Raw genomic sequence first — 17,600 nt, forward strand, 5'->3', positions numbered from 1 at the left:
TCCCTGCACTTTTAGGGAATTTTACTCTTGATACTTGATAACTTCCACAGGACAAATTTTTGCTGCTTCTTTTATGCATGATGCGTTTTTTTCAATATCGCAATCTTTTTTGATTGTAGAAATTCCATCGACCTCAAATACTTCTGGACATATTGCTTCGCAACTACCGCACCCGATGCACCCTGACTCAATATAAACTTTTTTCATAAACAAAACCTCCAAAAGATTTTAAAAAGTATATCATGTTTAGCCCCTAATGCCAAAAACAGTTTAAATGGCCTTAAAACCCCTTTAAACGGCTCTCTTTTTTTGAGCTCTCCTTTTTTATGATAACTATTTTTCAAATTTAATTTTATTTTAGTTATTCGTCATCGCAGCTAGAACAATCTTCACATCCGGAATGGCATTCTCCACCGCAGCATCCAGACTCTTTTTCTTCGTGATCTTCCATTTCTTGAAGATAGACCAATACTTCATCAAGATTTCCTTCTTCTAACGCAGAAATCAAATCTTCAACTACAGTATCAAATCCTTTTTTTGAGTCTTCTACTTCTTGGAGAACGTCTTCTCTAAACTCTTCCATTTCAAGGAGCTCTTCATTTTCCATCATTGCAGAAATCAATTCTTCTTTTTTAGCAAGATCGTTTCCGCTTTCAACTTCCTCAATAACTTCTAATTGTTCTTTTAAAAAAGAAACATCTGATTCTATTTCGCCCAAAACTTTTTGAGAATGTTCACCCAAAACTTTAGAAATTGAATTTAATTTTTCAACTTGATTTTTATCGGTTTCGCTTTCAACAACTTTAGCTTTAACAATGCTTAATAATTCTTCAAAACGTTCTTTACAAAAAGAGTACAAATCTTCTTGTTTTTCAAGTAAAAAAGATGTTTGTTCTCTTAAATTTTCAATATTTTTAGTTGCATCTAACATTTAGCTTCCTTGTAATAAAATTAAAATAAAAAACCCACACCAAACATACCAATATTTTACATAAAATTTAATTAAAACATAGGTAAAACAAAAACTTCTTAACAAATTTTCTTTTAACTTTAGAATTAGTATTCAGTTTTATTAATAATAAGAAATTAGGCTATAAATTCAAATTGTAAAATCTTTTTAAAATCTAAAATATTAGGATAAAATGAACCATCAAATACCTTTTTTTTCATTAGAAAGACAATGGAATAACACCAAATCCAAAATTAAACCCGCTATCGATTCAGTTCTAGACTCTCAACAATATGTTGGAGGTCCTTTTGTAAAAGAATTTGAAGAAAAATTAGCAAAATTTTTAAAAACAAACCATGCAATTGGATGCAATTCTGGTACAGATGCTCTCTGGCTTGCCGTCAGAGCTCTTGATTTAGCAGAAAATGACATAGTTATCACAACTCCGTTCTCTTTTTTGGCATCTGCAAGTGAAGTTGTTGCAAACCGAGGTCATGTTGTTTTTGTAGATATAGATCCTGAAACATTTAATATTTCACCAGAAAACATCGAAAAATGGCTTAATGAAAATGCAACACTAAAAAATAATGTCGCAATTCACAATAAAACCGGATTTCCAGTAAAAGGTATTATTGCAGTTAATTTATTTGGGCAATGTGCAGATTTTGACAAAATTTCCAAAATTGCAAAAAAATGGAAGCTTTGGACAATTGAAGATTGCGCACAAGCAATAGGTTCAAGTTTAAATGGAAAAATGGCTGGATCTCTGGCCGATATTTCAACTCTTTCTTTTTATCCAACAAAAAATTTGGGAGCATGCGGTGATGCTGGGGCAGTTTGTTCAAACGATCCAAAACTAGCAGCAAGATTATTGCAGCTTAGAAATCATGGTCGCCAAAGCCATTATAACTATATTGAGCTTGGAATAAACAGTAGATTAGACGCTCTTCAAGCCGCTGTTTTGTCGCAAAAATTAGATTTCTTGAATGACTTCAACAACAAAAGAAGAGAAATCGCAAAAAGATATACTCAAAACCTTGAAGCAATTAAAGAAATAAAATTACCAAAAGAAATTTTGGGGCATCACACATATCATCAATTCTGCATAGAAGTTGATAAAGATAAAAGAAATCAGTTAATACAACATTTAACAGAAAACAAAATTGGATCTAACATTTTTTATCCTCAAACATTTAATGACATTAAATTTTTGCAAACCAATCCTGCAATAAAAAATGAATGTCCTATAGCTCAAGAATTAACAACAAAAATATTAGCTCTTCCTATTTGGCCTGAACTAAATAATGAAGAAATAGATTATATTTGTGATTGTATAAAAAACTTTTTTAAGAAATAAAATATGAAAAAAGGTTTACTTATCACTATTGAAGGTATAGAGGGGTGCGGAAAAAGCACCCTTTCAAATAATCTCTTTAAAAAACTACAAGAATCCAATTCTAAACTGTTTTTAACCAAAGAACCTGGACAAACAATTATTGGTGAAAAAATAAAAAAAATTCTTTATGAAGAAAAACATCAAATGGCCGCCAAAACTGAATTTTTATTATTTGCAGCAAATAGAGCTCAGCATTTTCACGAAATAATAGTTCCCAAATTAAATGATAATTATATTATAATTTCAGATCGTATGGGCGACTCTTCTATCGCATACCAAGGTTTTGGACTAGGTCTTGATATAGAAACACTTCAAGATATAAATAAATGGGCGATGAATGATATATCGCCAGATCTAACAATCTACGTAAGATTAGACATTGAAACTGCATTTAAAAGGTTATCCAGCAGAGGTTCATTAACTTCTTTCGAACAACAAAATAATACTTTTTGGCAGAAAACCGTTAAAGGATTTGAAACCATTTTTAAAGACAAAAAAAATGTTCTAATTTTGGATGGTACAAAAAGTCCTGAACAATTAGTTATGGAATCTGTAGACAAAATTCAAAGCCTTATAAAATGAAAAATGATTCTTTAGTTCCAGTACAACTTTGGGAAGGTGATAATAAAAATTTAGTTGAAAAAACAATCGCCTTTTTACAGCTAAATTTTTGCATCAACAAATCGATAGATAATTTTTCAGAATGTTATTGTAATAATTGTAGAAAATTAAAAAGCTTTTCTCATTCTTCTGTGTTATGGCTAAAACCACAAAAAAGTTATTCGGTTGACCTTATCGAACAAATTTTTGAGAAAATTCAGTTTAATTTGGATAAAGATCAAAAATTCTTTTTTGTTCTAGAAAAAGCTCATCTTTTGACAGCAGCAACTGCAAATAAAATTTTAAAAATACTCGAAGAACCACCAGTAGGTTACAATTTCATTCTCTTAACAAATAATATCAAAATAATTTTACCTACTATCAAATCGCGCTCTTTAATCAAGCAATTTCCAAAGGCAGAGTTTGAAATCGATTTCGAAGAATATCCATTACTAAAGTATTTTATTGAAAAACAAAAATTAAACGATCCTATTACTTTTGAATCTGATTTAAAAAAACTTGAATTAAACGAAACAGATAGTTTGGAAATATTAAATATTTTGTTTAATTATTTTTCAAAAAAACAAATACTTTGTGATAAAAACGAAACAAAAGAATATGCCCTAAATGTTGTAAACTTTATAAAAAAACAAATTTTAATCCCACCACAAAGCGGAAGTTCCAATTTATTTTGGAAAAACGTTTATCTCAACTTCCCACAAAAATAATTTATGCTTTTACAAAACATTCAAAACAAAATCATTAAATATTTTTTAAACTTCTTTTTGGTACAAGTAATTGCAACATTTGTTTCTATGCCAATACTTGCAATGTGGGGCATGCCTATATCTTTTATGTCTATTTTGGGCAACCTTTTATTTTCTCCGCTTATGACAATATTTTTAGTCTTAAGTTCATTCTTATTTTTTACAGAAATTTTATCTATCCCAAATGACTTTTTAGCGCAGGCCTTAAACTATAACACTATTGCTATAGAATATTGCTTACGATTAGGTAGTAAAAAATGGTTAGTGGCCGTTCCCTTTTCCTCCAAAGTTTTACTCGCTATTTTCCCATTTGCTTGCGCAATTATCTTGCTAAACAAAAGAATCAAAAATTTATTTTTTAAGTTTGGTTTAGTTTTTTGTCTTACCTTCTTTTTCATAGGTTTTTTAAAATTAAATAAAAAAATTTCCGCACAAACAATTATGCTCGACCCTATTGAAAACAAACTCACTCTCAATTATGACGCTAACAATTCGATCACAATTTGTGATGATGGAATGTTCAACAAAAAATCATCCATAGAGAATTATATAAATTTTGAAATTACTCCGTTTTTAGTTAAAAAATTTGGTACAACATACATCCAAGAGTTACAACTAAATAAAGGCGGTATTCGAAGCTTACAAGCTGCATTAGAACTATCCAAAACATTTGAAATTCACAAAGTGAAAATTAAAATAAATCCTCCAAAAATGAATAAAAAAGCGTGGCGTCTTTTTTATAAACTTCGAAGAAAAATAGAAAAAGACGATGGTTATTTCTATAAAGAGATAGCAGAAAAAGCTGCTCAAAAAGAACCTTTTGATTTTAATAATCAAAATTTATAGCAATGCAAAAGTAATTCATAAATTTAATTATCTTTTATTAAAAAAAATTTACTTTTACCATACAATCAAAAAATATTTAAAATTCAATAAAAAGGATCTTATGAAAAACATTTTACTTGGTGCTCATGTTTCAATCACTGGAGGATTTGACAAAGCAATACTACGTGGTGAAGAGATAGGCTGTACTGCTATACAAATTTTCTTAAAAAGCAGCCGGACATGGCATGCTAAAAAATTAACCTTACAAGAAATCGAATCTTTCAAAGCAGCTCAAAAAAATTCTTCCATTAAAATTGTAGTCGCTCATTGTTCGTATCTCATAAATATAGCATCTAGCTCAAATGATACCGAGCAAAAATCAGTAAAAGCATTAAAACAAGAATTAGAGATTTGTAATGAATTAGGAGTTCCATATCTTGTTCTACATCCAGGATCACATTTAAAAGCAGGTGAAGATGTAGGAATCGAAAAAATTGCAAAAAATTTGGATGCTGTTTTAGAAAACTGCGATGGGAAAACTATGATCCTTTTAGAAATAATGGCGGGACAAGGAACAAATATCGGTTACAAATTTGAGCAATTAAAACAAATTCGCCATTTATGCAAACATAAAAATAAAGTTGGAATATGCTTTGATACGTGTCACGCTTTTTCCGCAGGATACGATATCAGTACTCCTAAATCATATGAAAAAGTTTGGGAAGAATTTGATAAAATCTTAGGTTTAAAAAATTTAAAAGCTATTCATCTAAACGATTCAAAATCTCCATGTGGATCCAAGGTTGATCGACATGAAAATATTGGAAATGGAACCATCCCGCTAAAAACTTTTGAATTAATTATGAACGACAAACGATTTTCCGATATTCCTAAAATTTTAGAAACACCAGAAACCTCAAGCGGCGATAATTACCCCAAAGAGATTAAACTTTTAAAAAGCTTAATAAAATAGCAGCAAATAAACTAACAATCGTGGCAAAAACAAAAGGTATTTGCGGGCTAAAACTCCACAAAACTCCAGCAAACACACTTCCTGCTAAAGTTGCAAGACCAACTATGGTATGAAACAAACCAAGAGCTGATGCTTGCGAACCTTTTGAAGCCAAATTCGAAACCATAGCGCGCTGATTGCTATTAACAATGGCGCAAAATATACCATATAAAACAAATACTAAAACAAAAGCAATAATCGATTTAGCAATTATAGTAAGTAAAGCAGTTAAACTGAAAATTAAATACCCCCAAATGAGTATTTTTTTCTGACCAATTTTATCCGCAAATATGCCAAGCGGATAAGCAAAAAAGGAATAAAAAACGTTATACAAAACATAAAGTAACATCACTATCGCAAAAGATAACTGCTCAGAAACAATTCCAGTACTAATCAAAAAAGTTTGTGCTTTCAAAATAAAAAACATGTAGCTGAAATTTGCAAAAGCAAAAACAGTTGAAATAAAAATGAAAAGTTTTAATTCTTTAGATAAATTTACAAAAAATTTAAAATTCGCAGGTCTTTTCTCAACCTCAGGTTCACTTACAAACTTCAATGGAATAAGCGACAAAAACGAAATCATAGCTGCAATAAAAATTATAAATTTAAAACTAAGTCCCCATATCCAAAAAAGCAAAAGTGCACAAAGCGACCCAAAAATAGCACCCGCCGTATCAAACGCTCTATGAAATCCAAACCCCTTTCCCCTTTGATTTGGCATCGACTGCGAAATTATAGAATCTGACGGAGCAGTTCTAATTCCCTTACCAATACGCTCAGAAGTAGAACAAATTAATGCACTGGTCCAACTCGAAGAAAAGGCCAAAAGAAGTTTAAAAATATTAGAAATGGAATATCCCCAAAAAAGAAATATTTTTTTCTTACCGATTTTATCAGATAAATAGCCGCCAAAAAATTTTAAAATATTAGCAAGCCCATCTCTCGCCCCCCCGACAAAACCTATAGCAATACTTCCAGCTCCAAGTGATTTTAAAAATAGAGGTAAAATAGGAATGATCATTTCGCTGCTTAAATCATTTAAAAAGCTTGCAATACTAAGCCAAAATATATTTTTATTAATTTTAAAAAATTTCATTTTTATACCTAAAACAACAAACGGCGCTAAAAGCGCCGTTTGTTTATGATTTTCAACTATTTTTAATGCTGAACTAGTTCAAGTAAATTTTGTAATTCCGTGATGTGACTGTTTTGCATATCTGATATTTCTTGAATTATTTTTAATACCTCAACATCTTTAGTTCCTATAAAATCTGTAATTTCTTTGAAAAATTCCACTGCACATTTTTCACGTTTTATCGCTTGCTCTAATAAATTTTTCGTAGAAGTATCTATAGGCGCGCTATAACCACATTTTGATATTTCATACCAAATTTTTGGTTCAAGAGGTAGATTGCCTTCAAATAATAATATTTTATCAACAATTTTGTTTGCGTTATTAAACTCATCATCAGAATATTTTGTAAACAAAGCTGAAACCTCTTTGCTCATTGGACCTTTTGCTAGCTTTGATCCTAGCCAATACTGGTAATTAGCAAACCATTCATCAGCTAGCACCTTATTCAAAAGTTCTACCGCCTTTGTTTGTTCTGCTTTAGACAAACCTTTTTTGGATAAATAAAAAAAAGCGCCTCCAAGTAAAAATAATCCTAAAATTCCACCCCAAATCCACTTACTATTTCCTTTTTTATTTATTTTTTGCATTTTACATTCCTTTCTAAATATTCCAAATCTTCAAACAAATTTTGCAAATCTTCTTCATGCACAACTTCATCAGCCAAAATAGAGTGTATCATAAAATGAGTTACAGAATCCTTTTCGCGAGTTATTTCAAGTAGTTTATTATAAGTTTCTATAGCACACTGCTCACCCTCAATATTTTGTTTAACAACGATTTTTATATAAAAATCTTTTGGAACTGCATAACCACAATTTGTTGCTTCATACCATTTTTTTGGCTCCAAAATAGGAACTCCGCCCAATTGAATAATTCGATCCGCAATCATACCTGCATGTCTTAATTCATCGGTAGCATGTTGCACCATTTCAGCAATTGCGTCACTTCGCATAGGGCCTTCAACTACTTTTGCTCCTATCCAATATTGATAATATGCAAGCCATTCATCAGCCAAAGCTTTATTAAGCAAATCAATTAATTTTTTTACATCGATTTTAACAATCTCTTTTGCCTTTTTTCCCATAAAATCTCCTTTTAAAAACACACATTCTCAAAACTCAACAAAGCAATCTTAGCAAACATTAACAAAAAACATCAGATTTCAAAAAATCTGTAAACATTCTCATTTAAAAATAAATAGTTATAAAACTAAACAAATCAGTTTTTTTATAAAAATTATCAGTTTTTTATAAAATCAAATTTTAATAATTTTATAGTTTTTCAAGCTTTTAAAATTAAAAAACTCCAATTTTAATAATATTTAAATAAATTTATATTTACCATTTGTATTTAACGGCGCAATGGTTTATATTTATATTAATTATAATTGTAACCTTTTTAAAAATTATTTCTCAAGGAGAATTAATATGAATTTATTCAAAAAAACAGCTTTAGTCGGATTATTATTGTCATCAACAAGTTTAATACATGCCCTTTCAGAGCTTGATGAAAATTTGTTGTTTGCAGCAGCAAGAGGTGATGTCCAAGAAGTTCGAGCTTCATTGACCAAAAAAGCAAATGTAAAAGCCAAAGGATATGAGAATTATACGGCATTACTGCGCGCAACCCGAAATGATAGAACCGAATGTGCTTTAATTTTAATAGAAGCAGAGTCTGACGTTAATGCTCAAACAAAAAATATGACTGATACTAGCGCTGCAAGAATTGGTATCTATACCGTTTATGGAGAATATGCCCCTTTACATTTTGCAGCAATGAACGGAAATGCCCGTTTAATAAATGCCTTAATAAAAAAAGATGCAAATGTGAATGTCCAAGATGCAAATGGTAATACTCCATTGCATTATGCAGCACAAAAAGGATATGTAAATTGTATAAATAAATTATTAAACGCTGGAGCTAAAATAAATATTAAAAATAATAATAAAAATACAGCTTTAATGGAAGCCGCAAAAGCGGGGCAACCTGATAGCATAGAAGCATTTTTAACATTATGGAAAGATAACAAAATTCAATTAAGCGAAAAAGAACTCAAAGCAGCATTTGCTCTCGCAACACCAGAATGTAAAACAGTATTTGCACGATATGGAATAACAAATATTAAAAATCCAAAAGGAATTCCTTTGCAAAAAGAAATTCCTTTGCAAAGAATTAGACATTACAACCTTGATGAAGAAAATCCTAAAACAAAATAAAATACAAAGAAATAAAAAAGGGTGGAATTTTTCCACCCTTTTTTGTTTTTAGCCTTTACCAATTTCACTAATAGTTTTTAAAACTGAATCTGGATTTAGCGAAATAGAGTCAATTTTTAGGTCTATCAAAAATTTAGCAATTTCTGGATAATCGGACGGCGCTTGTCCACAAATTCCAATAGGTTTCCTAGCCTTATGCGCACCTTCGATTGCCATTTGAATCATTTTCTTAACTGCTGCATTTCGTTCATCAAAAATGGGTGCTACAAGATTTGAATCGCGATCAACCGCCAAAGTAAGTTGTGTAAGATCGTTAGATCCAATTGAAAACCCGTCAAAAACTTTTGCAAACTCGTCTATCAAAATCACATTCGATGGAATTTCGCACATCATAATAATCTGCAAACCATTTTCACCTTGCACAAGTCCATAAGACTTCATCAAATCGATTACTTTTTTACCTTCATTTACCGTTCGCACAAAAGGTATCATAATTTTCATATTTGTAAGCCCCATTTCCTGCAAAACTTTCTTCATTGCAAGGCATTCAAGCACAAAAGCATCTTTGTACATCTCGTGGTAATATCTTGACGCTCCACGAAAACCAATCATCGGATTTTCTTCGACCGGTTCAAAATATTCACCAGCTATCAGCTGCCTATATTCATTACTTTTAAAATCTGAAAGACGAACAACAACTGGTTTTGGATAAAATGCAGCAACGATCGTTCCAACTTCTTGTGCAAGTTTATCAATAAAATATTGTTTTTTATCCGCATAATCTATCGTTAACTCTTCAATCAAATCTCTAACTTTTTTATCGATTACTTTTTGCGGATGAACAAGCGCCATCGGATGAATTTTCACTGAACTATTAATAATAAATTCTAAACGCGCAAGACCAACACCATCATTTGGAATTTGTGCAAAAGAAAATGCTTCATCAGGATTTCCAACATTCATCAAAAACTTAGTTTGCATTTCAGGAAGCTTTGCAACTTTAATCGTATTTTTTTTGAAAGGGAATACTCCATCATAAACATACCCCACTTCACCACTACTACAATCCATAGTTATTTCTTGTCCATCTTTTATAACTTGTGTTGCATTTGCGCTACCAACTATTGCAGCAATACCTAATTCGCGACTAACTATAGCAGCATGACATGTTCGACCTCCACGATTAGTAATTATTCCGCCAGCAATTTTCATGATAGGTACCCAATCCGGATCGGTCATGTCAGTGATCAAAATCTCACCGCTCTGAAGTTTCGCCATATCTTTTATATTTTTGATGATCCTAGCTTTTCCTATTACTATTTTTTGGCCAACACCTTTTCCAGCGGTTAAAACTTTTGCTTTTTTTCGCACATTATCTTCAAAGCGATACTCATCATAAGTGGTTGCATTTTGCTTTAAAGAATGAACAGTTTCCGGGCGCGCTTGAAGAATATATAATTTGCCATCGATTGCATCTTTACCCCACTCTATATCCATAGGTGTCCATTTACCTTTGAGGTCAGAATAATATTCTTCGATGATCAAAGCTTGCTGCGCAAGGTAAAGAGCTTCGTCGTCAGAAATTGAAAATTTAATTTGATCACATTTTGGAACAGAAACATTTTTTACAACCTTCTGCCACCATCCACCATAAATAAGTTTGAAGAGTTTACTACCAACTCTTTTTTTGAGCAGAGGTTTAAAACCAAGTTTCAAAGTAGGTTTATGAATATAAAACTCATCAGGATTTACAGAACCTTGCACAACGTTTTCACCAAGACCATAAGAAGATGTTACAAAAATAACATCGTGAAAACCGGTCTCAGTATCAAGCGTAAAAATTACACCCGAGCTTGCACCATCAGAACGCACCATTTTTTGCACACCTATCGAAAGAGCAACAGACATATGATCAAAACCATGTTCAATTCGATATGCAATCGCGCGATCTGTGAAAAGTGAAGCAAATGCTTTTATACAACTTTCTAGCAAATTTTTATGTGAATGAATATTCAAAAAGGTTTCTTGTTGCCCTGCAAAAGATGCTTCAGGCAAATCTTCCGCCGTTGCGGACGAACGAACTGCAACATCGCAGTTTTTACCATAACGCTTTTCTAACTTTTCATAAGCGATTATTACTTCATTTTCTATTTCGTTTGGAATTTTCCCATAGGCAACCATTTTACGAATTTCTGCACCAATTCGCCTAAAATTTTTTAAATCGTGAATATCGATTTCAGAAAGCAAATTTTTTATTTTCTGTTCTAACAAATTAAACTTAATAAAATCTCTGTAAGCTTGAGCCGTAATCGCAAAACCAGAAGGAATCAAAATACCTTTACTAGTAAGAGCAGAAATCATTTCACCGAGTGATGCGTTTTTACCTCCAACAATCGGTAAATCTTTTAATCTAATATCTTCAAAAGGAATTATGTATTTCATAAATTTCCTAAAAATAATTTTTTATTCATAAAAACATGATAATATTTCATGTAAATTAAAAACGTCCAACAAACACAGAAGCTATCATTACATATGATGAAAAATGAATCAAATAAGCAGATTTTATTCATAGTTTACGATGGAATTCACAACTCTGTTTTTCAAAGCCAGGTAATCGATCCAATTTTAAAAAGATTGCATCAAAACCCAAATTTAAAAATTACACTTTTATCTTTCGAAAAAAAAATACCTACAGAAAATGAACTTCTAAAAATAAACAAACTTCATCCCAATTTAAATTTAATTATAAAAAAAAGATTTCCATTCATAGGCAAAATCAGCTTTTTTCTTCCTATAAAAAACCTCTGTATTTTTTTAAAACAAAATTACTTCGATGAAATAATTGCTCGTGGACCGCTAGCTGGATATGTTGCTATTAAAACTATGCAAAAAATAAACAAATATAATCTAAAACTAACCGTTCAGGCACGCGGGCTTGGGGCTGAAGAATATCGATTTTCAAACGAATATTCACCGTCCCAAAATATTCTAAAAAAATTAATGTTCAGAATAATTTACAAAAAATTAAAAAATCTTGAGTTTGCAACTTATTGCAGAAAAGATTATCTATCAAAATTTGAAATCGAATCTGTAAGCGAAGCTCTAAAAGAATATTTGATAACAGAATTCAAAGCTGACAAAAATAAAATAACAATAGCCGCACTCGATATTCCACAAAAATTATCTACTGTCGAAATAAAAACATACCGGCAAGCTATTCGCAGTGAACTGCAAATACCACAAGAAGCCGCAGTTTATTGTTATAGCGGTTCAGCAAGACCTTGGCAGTGCATAGAAGAATCAATCGAATATTTTAAAAAAGAACATGAAAAAAACAAAAATATTTTTCTACTAATCTACTCCCAAGATGAAGAAACAATTAAAAAAATTGCAAGGCAAAAAGGGCTAGATAACTCTTGTTACAAAATAAAATTTATTAAATCACAAGACTTGATTCGATATTTATCAGCAGCTGATTTTGGAATACTTTTTAGAAAAAAAGATATTATCAATTATGTAAGTCGGCCAACTAAATTGCTCGAATACAACTCAGCTGGCCTAAAAATCATTCACAATCAAACTGTTGCTTTATTAAAATAGTAAAATTATCCAGCTGCTGCATAATAAACATATTCTAAACTCACAATATCCGCTTCTATGTTTTTTAAATTTTGCAAAAATTTTTCAACAAAAGCTCTAAGATTTTCATCTGAATATTTACCTGCTCTCAAATTATCTGTCAATAATTGATCCAAACCCAACACCGCTGAATTTAAATTCGTCAATTCTAATCTACCTTCACGACCTATACGACTTCGACAAAATGCTATTCCCTTTTTGAATCTACAAAAGTTACCCAAAAAATGCATACTATAAACTATAAAACGTAGATTTTTACGCGCTTCACGCTTTCCTTGAATATTTAAATCAAATGTTGAAGAAATTTCAAGACAAATAGCTTTATACTCTATTTTAAATTCTTTACATATTTCATCAGTTGGCTCAACATTCAAAAACTGATAATTATTAATAATCAACGAATATTTACATATAAAATTATCAACTTTTTCTTTTGTCCCAGTACAAAAAACTGCCGTATTAATTGCTAAATAAAAAATTAAAAACCAAAACAATTTCTTTAACATATCCCACCCCTTAACAAAAAAAGACCTACTAAAAAATTAGCAGGTCTACACATTTAATAGCAATTAAGTGATAAAAACTAATATTATTTTGAAATTAAACTAAATTTTTTCCCAATCGCCATCATCATTTTCCGGGTCTTCTTGCTTTTTAGAACACCCCATCAAATCTGCATAAATTTCTCGTGCAAAATCCAATGTAATTTGCATCTGAGCTTTTAATTCAGAACGCCAATAAGGATCTTTTAATAGAGGTGCAATAAAAGTTATTAAATTCAAAGCTTTTATTTTAATCTGATCTGTATTTTTTGTTGCATTAATATCAATTAGTTCCCGGCGAAGCCTCCAATAATTTTTAACATCATCTTCAGTTACTGCAGAAACCATTCCTAAATATAAACTAAAAAATAAAAATAAAACCAATTTCTTAATCATTTAAAATTCCCATTAAATTTTAACAAGTTGCATCTTTAATATCCTAATATTTTAGAACTAGCGGTTTGTTGTATTTCAGCTAAAACAGTTGAATAATCTTTTTGTAATTCTTCTGGATATGCTTTTAAGTCTAAGACTAAAGAATTTAAATATTTCCAAAAATCTATTGTTACTTCATTTTGTTTACAATAAACATAAAACCGCAATGCTTCGCCAAATAATGAACTAAAATATTTAGTAAGATCTTCTCTTAAATATGCACCCTGGTGATTTAAACCACCACCAACTACTAGATCATCATATTCGCCTAATGCATTCAATACACCAAAACTAGAAACAAAAAACATTCCCAAAATAAATTTCTTAAACATAATAAAACTCCAAAATATTTAAATTATTAGCGAAATTATCGCTGCATTCAAAAGATTAACCAATGTTCCACCCAAAAGCGCTTTAAATCCTAAACGAATTAAAACATGTCTCTTTGTTGGGCACAACGCACCAATTCCGCCGATTTGAATTCCAATACTGGAAAAATTAGCAAAACCACAAAGAGCATATGTCAAAATCACTTGTGTTCTATCTGCTAAATTTGCTTTTACAAAACTGCTGTATGCTACAAATTCGTTAATCACTAATTTCTGACCAAGCAAAGACCCTGCTGTATAAACATCCTGCGAAGGAACACCTAGCAAAAACGCAATTGGCGAAAAGATCTTAGCAAAAATATCATTCAATGTAAAAAGTCCAGCGGAAGATAACATATAATTTATCATCGCAATCAAACTTATAAAGGTTATAAGCATTGCCAAAATATTAACAGCTAACTTTAAGCCATCCGTTGTTCCTCGTGAAACAGCATCTAAAACATTGCTTGTTTCTACCGGCATATCTACACTTTCACCGCTCATTGTTTTTGGTTTTTCAACTTCTGGATATAAAATTTTTGCAACCAAAATAGCTCCTGGAATCGCCATCACGCTTGCAGAAAACATATGAATCATAGAAACACCCATAGCACCATAAACAGCTAAAATCGCTCCGCTGATTGTTGCCATACCACTAACCATAATCACAAAAATTTCAGAATCGGTCATCGATGGTAAATAATTTTTGACAAGTAACGGCGCTTCAGTTTGTCCCAAAATGCATTTTGCAGTCGCACACAATGTTTCTGCACCTGATGTTCCCAAAACTGGACGAATCGCAAAAGAAATATATTTTACGAAAAATTGAATAATTTTAAAATGAAATAAAATAGCCATCAATGCACCAAAAAATATTATTATAGTTGCAACTTTGATAGCAAAAATTAAACCCCAAGGACCTGCGGTATCAGTAAGCTTTCCAAAAACAAAACTCGAACCAACATTTGCAAAATCATAAAGCTTTGCAACACCTCTTGAAATAAAACTCAAAATTGCATTTCCAAAAGTTGTTTTAACAATAAAAAGCGCAAATAAAATTTGCATCAAAAGTGCGTTAATGACTAATTTAGGACGAATCCTTTTTTTGTTATTTGAAAATACAAAAGCAATTGTCAAAATTGTTAAAATTCCAACAAACCCCATGTAACGATTTTGATCTAGCAAATGTGCCAAAAGATTAAACATAAATTCTCCTAGAATGTTAAAAAATACAAACTTTTAAAACTTTATCAAAAATTTAAAAAGTTAATACAGAAATATTTTAATTAATAAAATTAATCAAATTTTTAAGAAAGAATCTGTTAGCATCTCTTTTGATTGCTGCAAGCTTATACCGCGACTTTGAAGATAAAAAAGTTGTTCTTCATTTAAACTGCTAAACGCTGCACCATGTTTGCAAATAACATCTTTGGACTCAACTTCAAGTTTTGGAATAAATATTACTTTAACATTTTTAGAAAGTGATAAAGATTTACTGTTTTCACACGCAATAACGTTTTTAAGATCTTTTTCGATACGGATCAGATTTTCACAATTTATTTTGGAATTTTCTTCAAGAACGGATTTAACTATCAAATCACTTTTACTATTGGATGCCAAGTGAACTTGATTTGTTTTTATAAAAACAGTTTGTGATGGTTGCAATTTAGCGCTAATTTTTAGACAAGCATCAGAATATTCACTAAGCAAATTAACCGTTATTTTGCGCGATAAACAATCAAATTTTGCATTTTCAATTTTTAATAAATAATTAAGCTTAACTTTGCTTTGCAAATTTAAAACAATCTCAAACTCTGCAAAACTTTCACAATCATCTATAAGCAAAACATCTTTTGAATCCACAAAATCTAAACTAATAAAATCTAAGCTTGAATCTTCTACAACCTGAGATAAAAATAACTTTTTCATATTTAATTACTCTCCATTTCAAGCTCAATTAGTCGATTCATTTCTATCGCATACTCCATAGGCAAAACTTTGACAAATGAATCAATAAATCCATTCACAATCATAGTTTGGGCATCTTGCCGCGAAATTCCACGACTCATCAAATAAAAAAGCTGTTCATCTTCTATTTTGCTTATTTTTGCTTCATGTCCAACATTGACATCACCATTTTCAATACTAATAAATGGGTAGGTATTTGAAATAGATTTGTCATCCAAAATTAAAGAATCACACTGAACAAATGATTTACAATTTTCAGCATTTTTTGCAAATTTCACAAAACTCCTAAAGTTTACAACTCCGCCATCTTTGCATATTGATTTTGAAATGATCCGCGAATTTGTATTTCCTGCTAAATGAATAGCTTTTGCACCACTATCTTGAGTTTGCTCATTTTTACTTGCAACAGAGATCGATAAAAGCTCACAACTTGCACCAGTTTCTTTCAACGTAACGGCAGGATATTTCATTGTCACGCCACTTCCCAAATTTCCATCAATCCACTCAACTCTACCATTTTCATAAACTTCAGATCGCTTTGTAACTAAATTGTAAACATTTTTAGACCAGTTCTGGATTGTTGTATATCGTACGCTTGCACCTTTTTTAACAAAAATCTCAACTACCGCAGCATGAAGCGAAGCGGATTTATATTGCGGCGCAGTACAACCTTCTATGTAATGAACCTTACTTCTCTCATCAGCTATTATCAAAGTACGTTCAAACTGTCCAATTTGCTTACTCTCAATTCGAAAATAAGTTTGCAATGGCATCGTAACTTCAACGCCTTTAGGTACATAAATAAAAGTTCCTCCACTCCAAACAGCGCTGTTCAAAGCTGCAAATTTGTTATCAGAGGCTGGAACTAATTTGGAAAAATATTCTCTAAAAATTTCAGGATGGTTCAAAAGCGCTTGCGATGGTTCAAGAAAAATTACCCCCTCATCTTCCCATTCTGATTTCATATGATGGTAAATCATTTCCGATTCATGTTGAGCACCAAGACCTGCCAAAAACTCTTGCTCCGCTTGAGGCAAACCTAACTTCTCAAATGTTTTTTTTGTTTCAGGTAACACATCATCCCACGAACGTTTTTGCTCTTGCAAAGGCTTAACATAATAATTAATCGAATCAAAATTTAAATTTTTCAAAGAAGGACCAAAATGAGGCATTGGAAGTTTATAAAAAATATTTAAAGCTTCAAGACGAAAATCCAGCATCCATTGCGGTTCATTTTTTTGCGTGGAAATACTCCTTACAAGTTGCTCATCAAGCCCAAAATTTAATTCATCATTTTTCATAGCAAAAACCTTTGCAAAAACGGATAAAAATTAGTTTTTAGATTACAAAAAAGAGGGGAATAAAGCAAAAGGACAAAAAGAGATTGATAATCCCTTTATATTTATTCCTATTTTTTTAAATTAATTTATATATTCATTCTTAGTTTAACTTTTAATTTATTTTTATCTTTGGATTGCTCCACGCAAGGTGACAGAGAGGATTATACGCAAAATCCTCTCTGTACTCTCCTATGCGCCAAAAGAGCACTTTTGGATTTCCTTCAGCGCTAAACTTGTCGGGATACAACTTCGTTGTACTCCGACTTTAAACAAATAGCGCTGGATCAGAATCTTACAATAAGATTCTTTGTCTTACGACTATTTCAAAAGACTATATTTTGATAGCAGTATCTCGGAACTCTTCGCGTCATTCTCGCGAATGCGAGAATCCATTTTTATTGTAAC

General features: G+C 31.2%; 19 protein-coding genes. 7 read left to right on the forward strand and 12 right to left on the reverse strand.

Going from position 1 to position 17,600, the window contains the following annotated elements; translation table 11 throughout:
• Positions 1-21 precede the first annotated feature (21 nt).
• Together DEA20_03985 and DEA20_03990 are read right to left on the reverse strand one after the other, a co-directional pair.
• A complete protein-coding gene (locus DEA20_03985) occupies positions 22-213 on the reverse strand; it encodes a 4Fe-4S ferredoxin (GenBank protein HBS48331.1) in 192 nt (63 codons plus the stop codon).
• A 148-nt stretch (positions 214-361) separates the two neighbouring features.
• Positions 362-931, reverse strand: a complete 570-nt coding sequence (locus tag DEA20_03990; protein HBS48332.1) for a hypothetical protein — start codon at positions 929-931, stop codon at positions 362-364.
• Between the two features lie 211 nt (positions 932-1,142).
• Here DEA20_03990 and DEA20_03995 point away from each other — a divergent pair, with 211 nt between their 5' ends.
• From DEA20_03995 to DEA20_04015, 5 genes are read left to right on the forward strand one after another with little or no spacing between them, the layout of a single operon-like run.
• A complete protein-coding gene (locus tag DEA20_03995) occupies positions 1,143-2,306 on the forward strand; it encodes a transcriptional regulator (protein HBS48333.1) in 1,164 nt (387 codons plus the stop codon).
• Positions 2,307-2,309: 3 nt separating this feature from the next.
• Complete coding sequence (tmk, locus tag DEA20_04000) at positions 2,310-2,927, forward strand: dTMP kinase (GenBank protein HBS48334.1); 618 nt, start codon at positions 2,310-2,312, stop codon at positions 2,925-2,927.
• On the forward strand, positions 2,924-3,673 hold the full coding sequence (locus tag DEA20_04005) for a hypothetical protein (protein ID HBS48335.1): 750 nt from the start codon (positions 2,924-2,926) through the stop codon (positions 3,671-3,673). The genes tmk and DEA20_04005 overlap by 4 nt, the downstream gene beginning before the upstream one ends.
• Before the next feature lie 3 nt (positions 3,674-3,676).
• Positions 3,677-4,558 (forward strand): hypothetical protein, encoded by an 882-nt coding sequence (locus DEA20_04010; protein HBS48336.1) that lies wholly within the window; start codon positions 3,677-3,679, stop codon positions 4,556-4,558.
• Positions 4,533-5,510 (forward strand): deoxyribonuclease IV, encoded by a 978-nt coding sequence (locus DEA20_04015; protein ID HBS48337.1) that lies wholly within the window; start codon positions 4,533-4,535, stop codon positions 5,508-5,510. The genes DEA20_04010 and DEA20_04015 overlap by 26 nt, the downstream gene beginning before the upstream one ends.
• Here the strand turns inward: DEA20_04015 and DEA20_04020 are convergent.
• The 3 genes from DEA20_04020 to DEA20_04030 form a co-directional block, all read right to left on the reverse strand.
• Positions 5,482-6,645: an MFS transporter gene (locus DEA20_04020; protein HBS48338.1), complete on the reverse strand. Its 1,164-nt coding sequence runs from the start codon at positions 6,643-6,645 to the stop codon at positions 5,482-5,484. The genes DEA20_04015 and DEA20_04020 overlap by 29 nt on opposite strands.
• A 62-nt stretch (positions 6,646-6,707) precedes the next feature.
• On the reverse strand, positions 6,708-7,271 hold the full coding sequence (locus DEA20_04025) for a ferritin (GenBank protein HBS48339.1): 564 nt from the start codon (positions 7,269-7,271) through the stop codon (positions 6,708-6,710).
• Complete coding sequence (locus DEA20_04030; protein HBS48340.1) at positions 7,259-7,768, reverse strand: ferritin; 510 nt, start codon at positions 7,766-7,768, stop codon at positions 7,259-7,261. Before DEA20_04030 ends, DEA20_04025 begins: the two co-directional genes overlap by 13 nt.
• 277 nt (positions 7,769-8,045) lie before the next feature.
• On the opposite strand from DEA20_04030, the gene DEA20_04035 reads away from it, so the two are divergent.
• Entirely contained in the window at positions 8,046-8,900 is an 855-nt protein-coding gene (locus DEA20_04035) for a hypothetical protein (GenBank protein ID HBS48341.1), read from the forward strand.
• A 48-nt stretch (positions 8,901-8,948) separates the two neighbouring features.
• Here DEA20_04035 and DEA20_04040 read toward each other — a convergent pair whose 3' ends face one another.
• Positions 8,949-11,342 (reverse strand): phosphoenolpyruvate synthase, encoded by a 2,394-nt coding sequence (locus DEA20_04040; GenBank protein HBS48342.1) that lies wholly within the window; start codon positions 11,340-11,342, stop codon positions 8,949-8,951.
• Between the two features lie 93 nt (positions 11,343-11,435).
• Here DEA20_04040 and DEA20_04045 point away from each other — a divergent pair, with 93 nt between their 5' ends.
• Complete coding sequence (locus DEA20_04045; GenBank protein ID HBS48343.1) at positions 11,436-12,503, forward strand: hypothetical protein; 1,068 nt, start codon at positions 11,436-11,438, stop codon at positions 12,501-12,503.
• Between the two features lie 5 nt (positions 12,504-12,508).
• Here the strand turns inward: DEA20_04045 and DEA20_04050 are convergent, their stop codons facing one another.
• From DEA20_04050 to sufB, 6 genes are all read right to left on the reverse strand, one after another.
• Positions 12,509-13,048 (reverse strand): hypothetical protein, encoded by a 540-nt coding sequence (locus DEA20_04050; protein HBS48344.1) that lies wholly within the window; start codon positions 13,046-13,048, stop codon positions 12,509-12,511.
• A gap of 99 nt (positions 13,049-13,147) precedes the next feature.
• Positions 13,148-13,480 (reverse strand): hypothetical protein, encoded by a 333-nt coding sequence (locus DEA20_04055; GenBank protein HBS48345.1) that lies wholly within the window; start codon positions 13,478-13,480, stop codon positions 13,148-13,150.
• 35 nt (positions 13,481-13,515) lie between these two features.
• Complete coding sequence (locus tag DEA20_04060; protein HBS48346.1) at positions 13,516-13,851, reverse strand: hypothetical protein; 336 nt, start codon at positions 13,849-13,851, stop codon at positions 13,516-13,518.
• 18 nt (positions 13,852-13,869) lie between these two features.
• Positions 13,870-15,093 (reverse strand): NupC/NupG family nucleoside CNT transporter, encoded by a 1,224-nt coding sequence (locus DEA20_04065; protein HBS48347.1) that lies wholly within the window; start codon positions 15,091-15,093, stop codon positions 13,870-13,872.
• 93 nt (positions 15,094-15,186) lie between these two features.
• Positions 15,187-15,816: a hypothetical protein gene (locus tag DEA20_04070; protein HBS48348.1), complete on the reverse strand. Its 630-nt coding sequence runs from the start codon at positions 15,814-15,816 to the stop codon at positions 15,187-15,189.
• A 2-nt stretch (positions 15,817-15,818) separates the two neighbouring features.
• Positions 15,819-17,156 carry a Fe-S cluster assembly protein SufB gene (gene sufB / locus DEA20_04075; GenBank protein HBS48349.1) on the reverse strand — a complete coding sequence of 446 codons (1,338 nt, stop codon included), beginning with the start codon at positions 17,154-17,156 and terminating at the stop codon, positions 15,819-15,821.
• Positions 17,157-17,600 lie beyond the last annotated feature (444 nt).

The organism is Candidatus Dependentiae bacterium (assembly GCA_003511165.1).
Lineage (GTDB): Bacteria > Babelota > Babeliae > Babelales > UBA12411 > UBA12411.

Bases quoted from the DNA above. Each gene is read 5' to 3' on its own strand.
- DEA20_04050 (HBS48344.1), bottom strand. From the start codon at position 13,048: ATGTTAAAGAAATTGTTTTGGTTTTTAATTTTTTATTTAGCAATTAAT.
- DEA20_04060 (HBS48346.1), bottom strand. From the start codon at position 13,851: ATGTTTAAGAAATTTATTTTGGGAATGTTTTTTGTTTCTAGTTTTGGT.
- DEA20_04035 (HBS48341.1), top strand. From the start codon at position 8,046: ATGGTTTATATTTATATTAATTATAATTGTAACCTTTTTAAAAATTAT.
- sufB (HBS48349.1), bottom strand. From the start codon at position 17,156: ATGAAAAATGATGAATTAAATTTTGGGCTTGATGAGCAACTTGTAAGG.
- DEA20_04055 (HBS48345.1), bottom strand. From the start codon at position 13,480: ATGATTAAGAAATTGGTTTTATTTTTATTTTTTAGTTTATATTTAGGA.
- DEA20_04025 (HBS48339.1), bottom strand. From the start codon at position 7,271: ATGCAAAAAATAAATAAAAAAGGAAATAGTAAGTGGATTTGGGGTGGA.
- DEA20_04010 (HBS48336.1), top strand. From the start codon at position 3,677: ATGCTTTTACAAAACATTCAAAACAAAATCATTAAATATTTTTTAAAC.
- DEA20_04030 (HBS48340.1), bottom strand. From the start codon at position 7,768: ATGGGAAAAAAGGCAAAAGAGATTGTTAAAATCGATGTAAAAAAATTA.
- DEA20_04040 (HBS48342.1), bottom strand. From the start codon at position 11,342: ATGAAATACATAATTCCTTTTGAAGATATTAGATTAAAAGATTTACCG.
- DEA20_04065 (HBS48347.1), bottom strand. From the start codon at position 15,093: ATGTTTAATCTTTTGGCACATTTGCTAGATCAAAATCGTTACATGGGG.
- tmk (HBS48334.1), top strand. From the start codon at position 2,310: ATGAAAAAAGGTTTACTTATCACTATTGAAGGTATAGAGGGGTGCGGA.
- DEA20_04070 (HBS48348.1), bottom strand. From the start codon at position 15,816: ATGAAAAAGTTATTTTTATCTCAGGTTGTAGAAGATTCAAGCTTAGAT.
- DEA20_04005 (HBS48335.1), top strand. From the start codon at position 2,924: ATGAAAAATGATTCTTTAGTTCCAGTACAACTTTGGGAAGGTGATAAT.
- DEA20_03990 (HBS48332.1), bottom strand. From the start codon at position 931: ATGTTAGATGCAACTAAAAATATTGAAAATTTAAGAGAACAAACATCT.
- DEA20_04045 (HBS48343.1), top strand. From the start codon at position 11,436: ATGATGAAAAATGAATCAAATAAGCAGATTTTATTCATAGTTTACGAT.
- DEA20_03995 (HBS48333.1), top strand. From the start codon at position 1,143: ATGAACCATCAAATACCTTTTTTTTCATTAGAAAGACAATGGAATAAC.
- DEA20_04020 (HBS48338.1), bottom strand. From the start codon at position 6,645: ATGAAATTTTTTAAAATTAATAAAAATATATTTTGGCTTAGTATTGCA.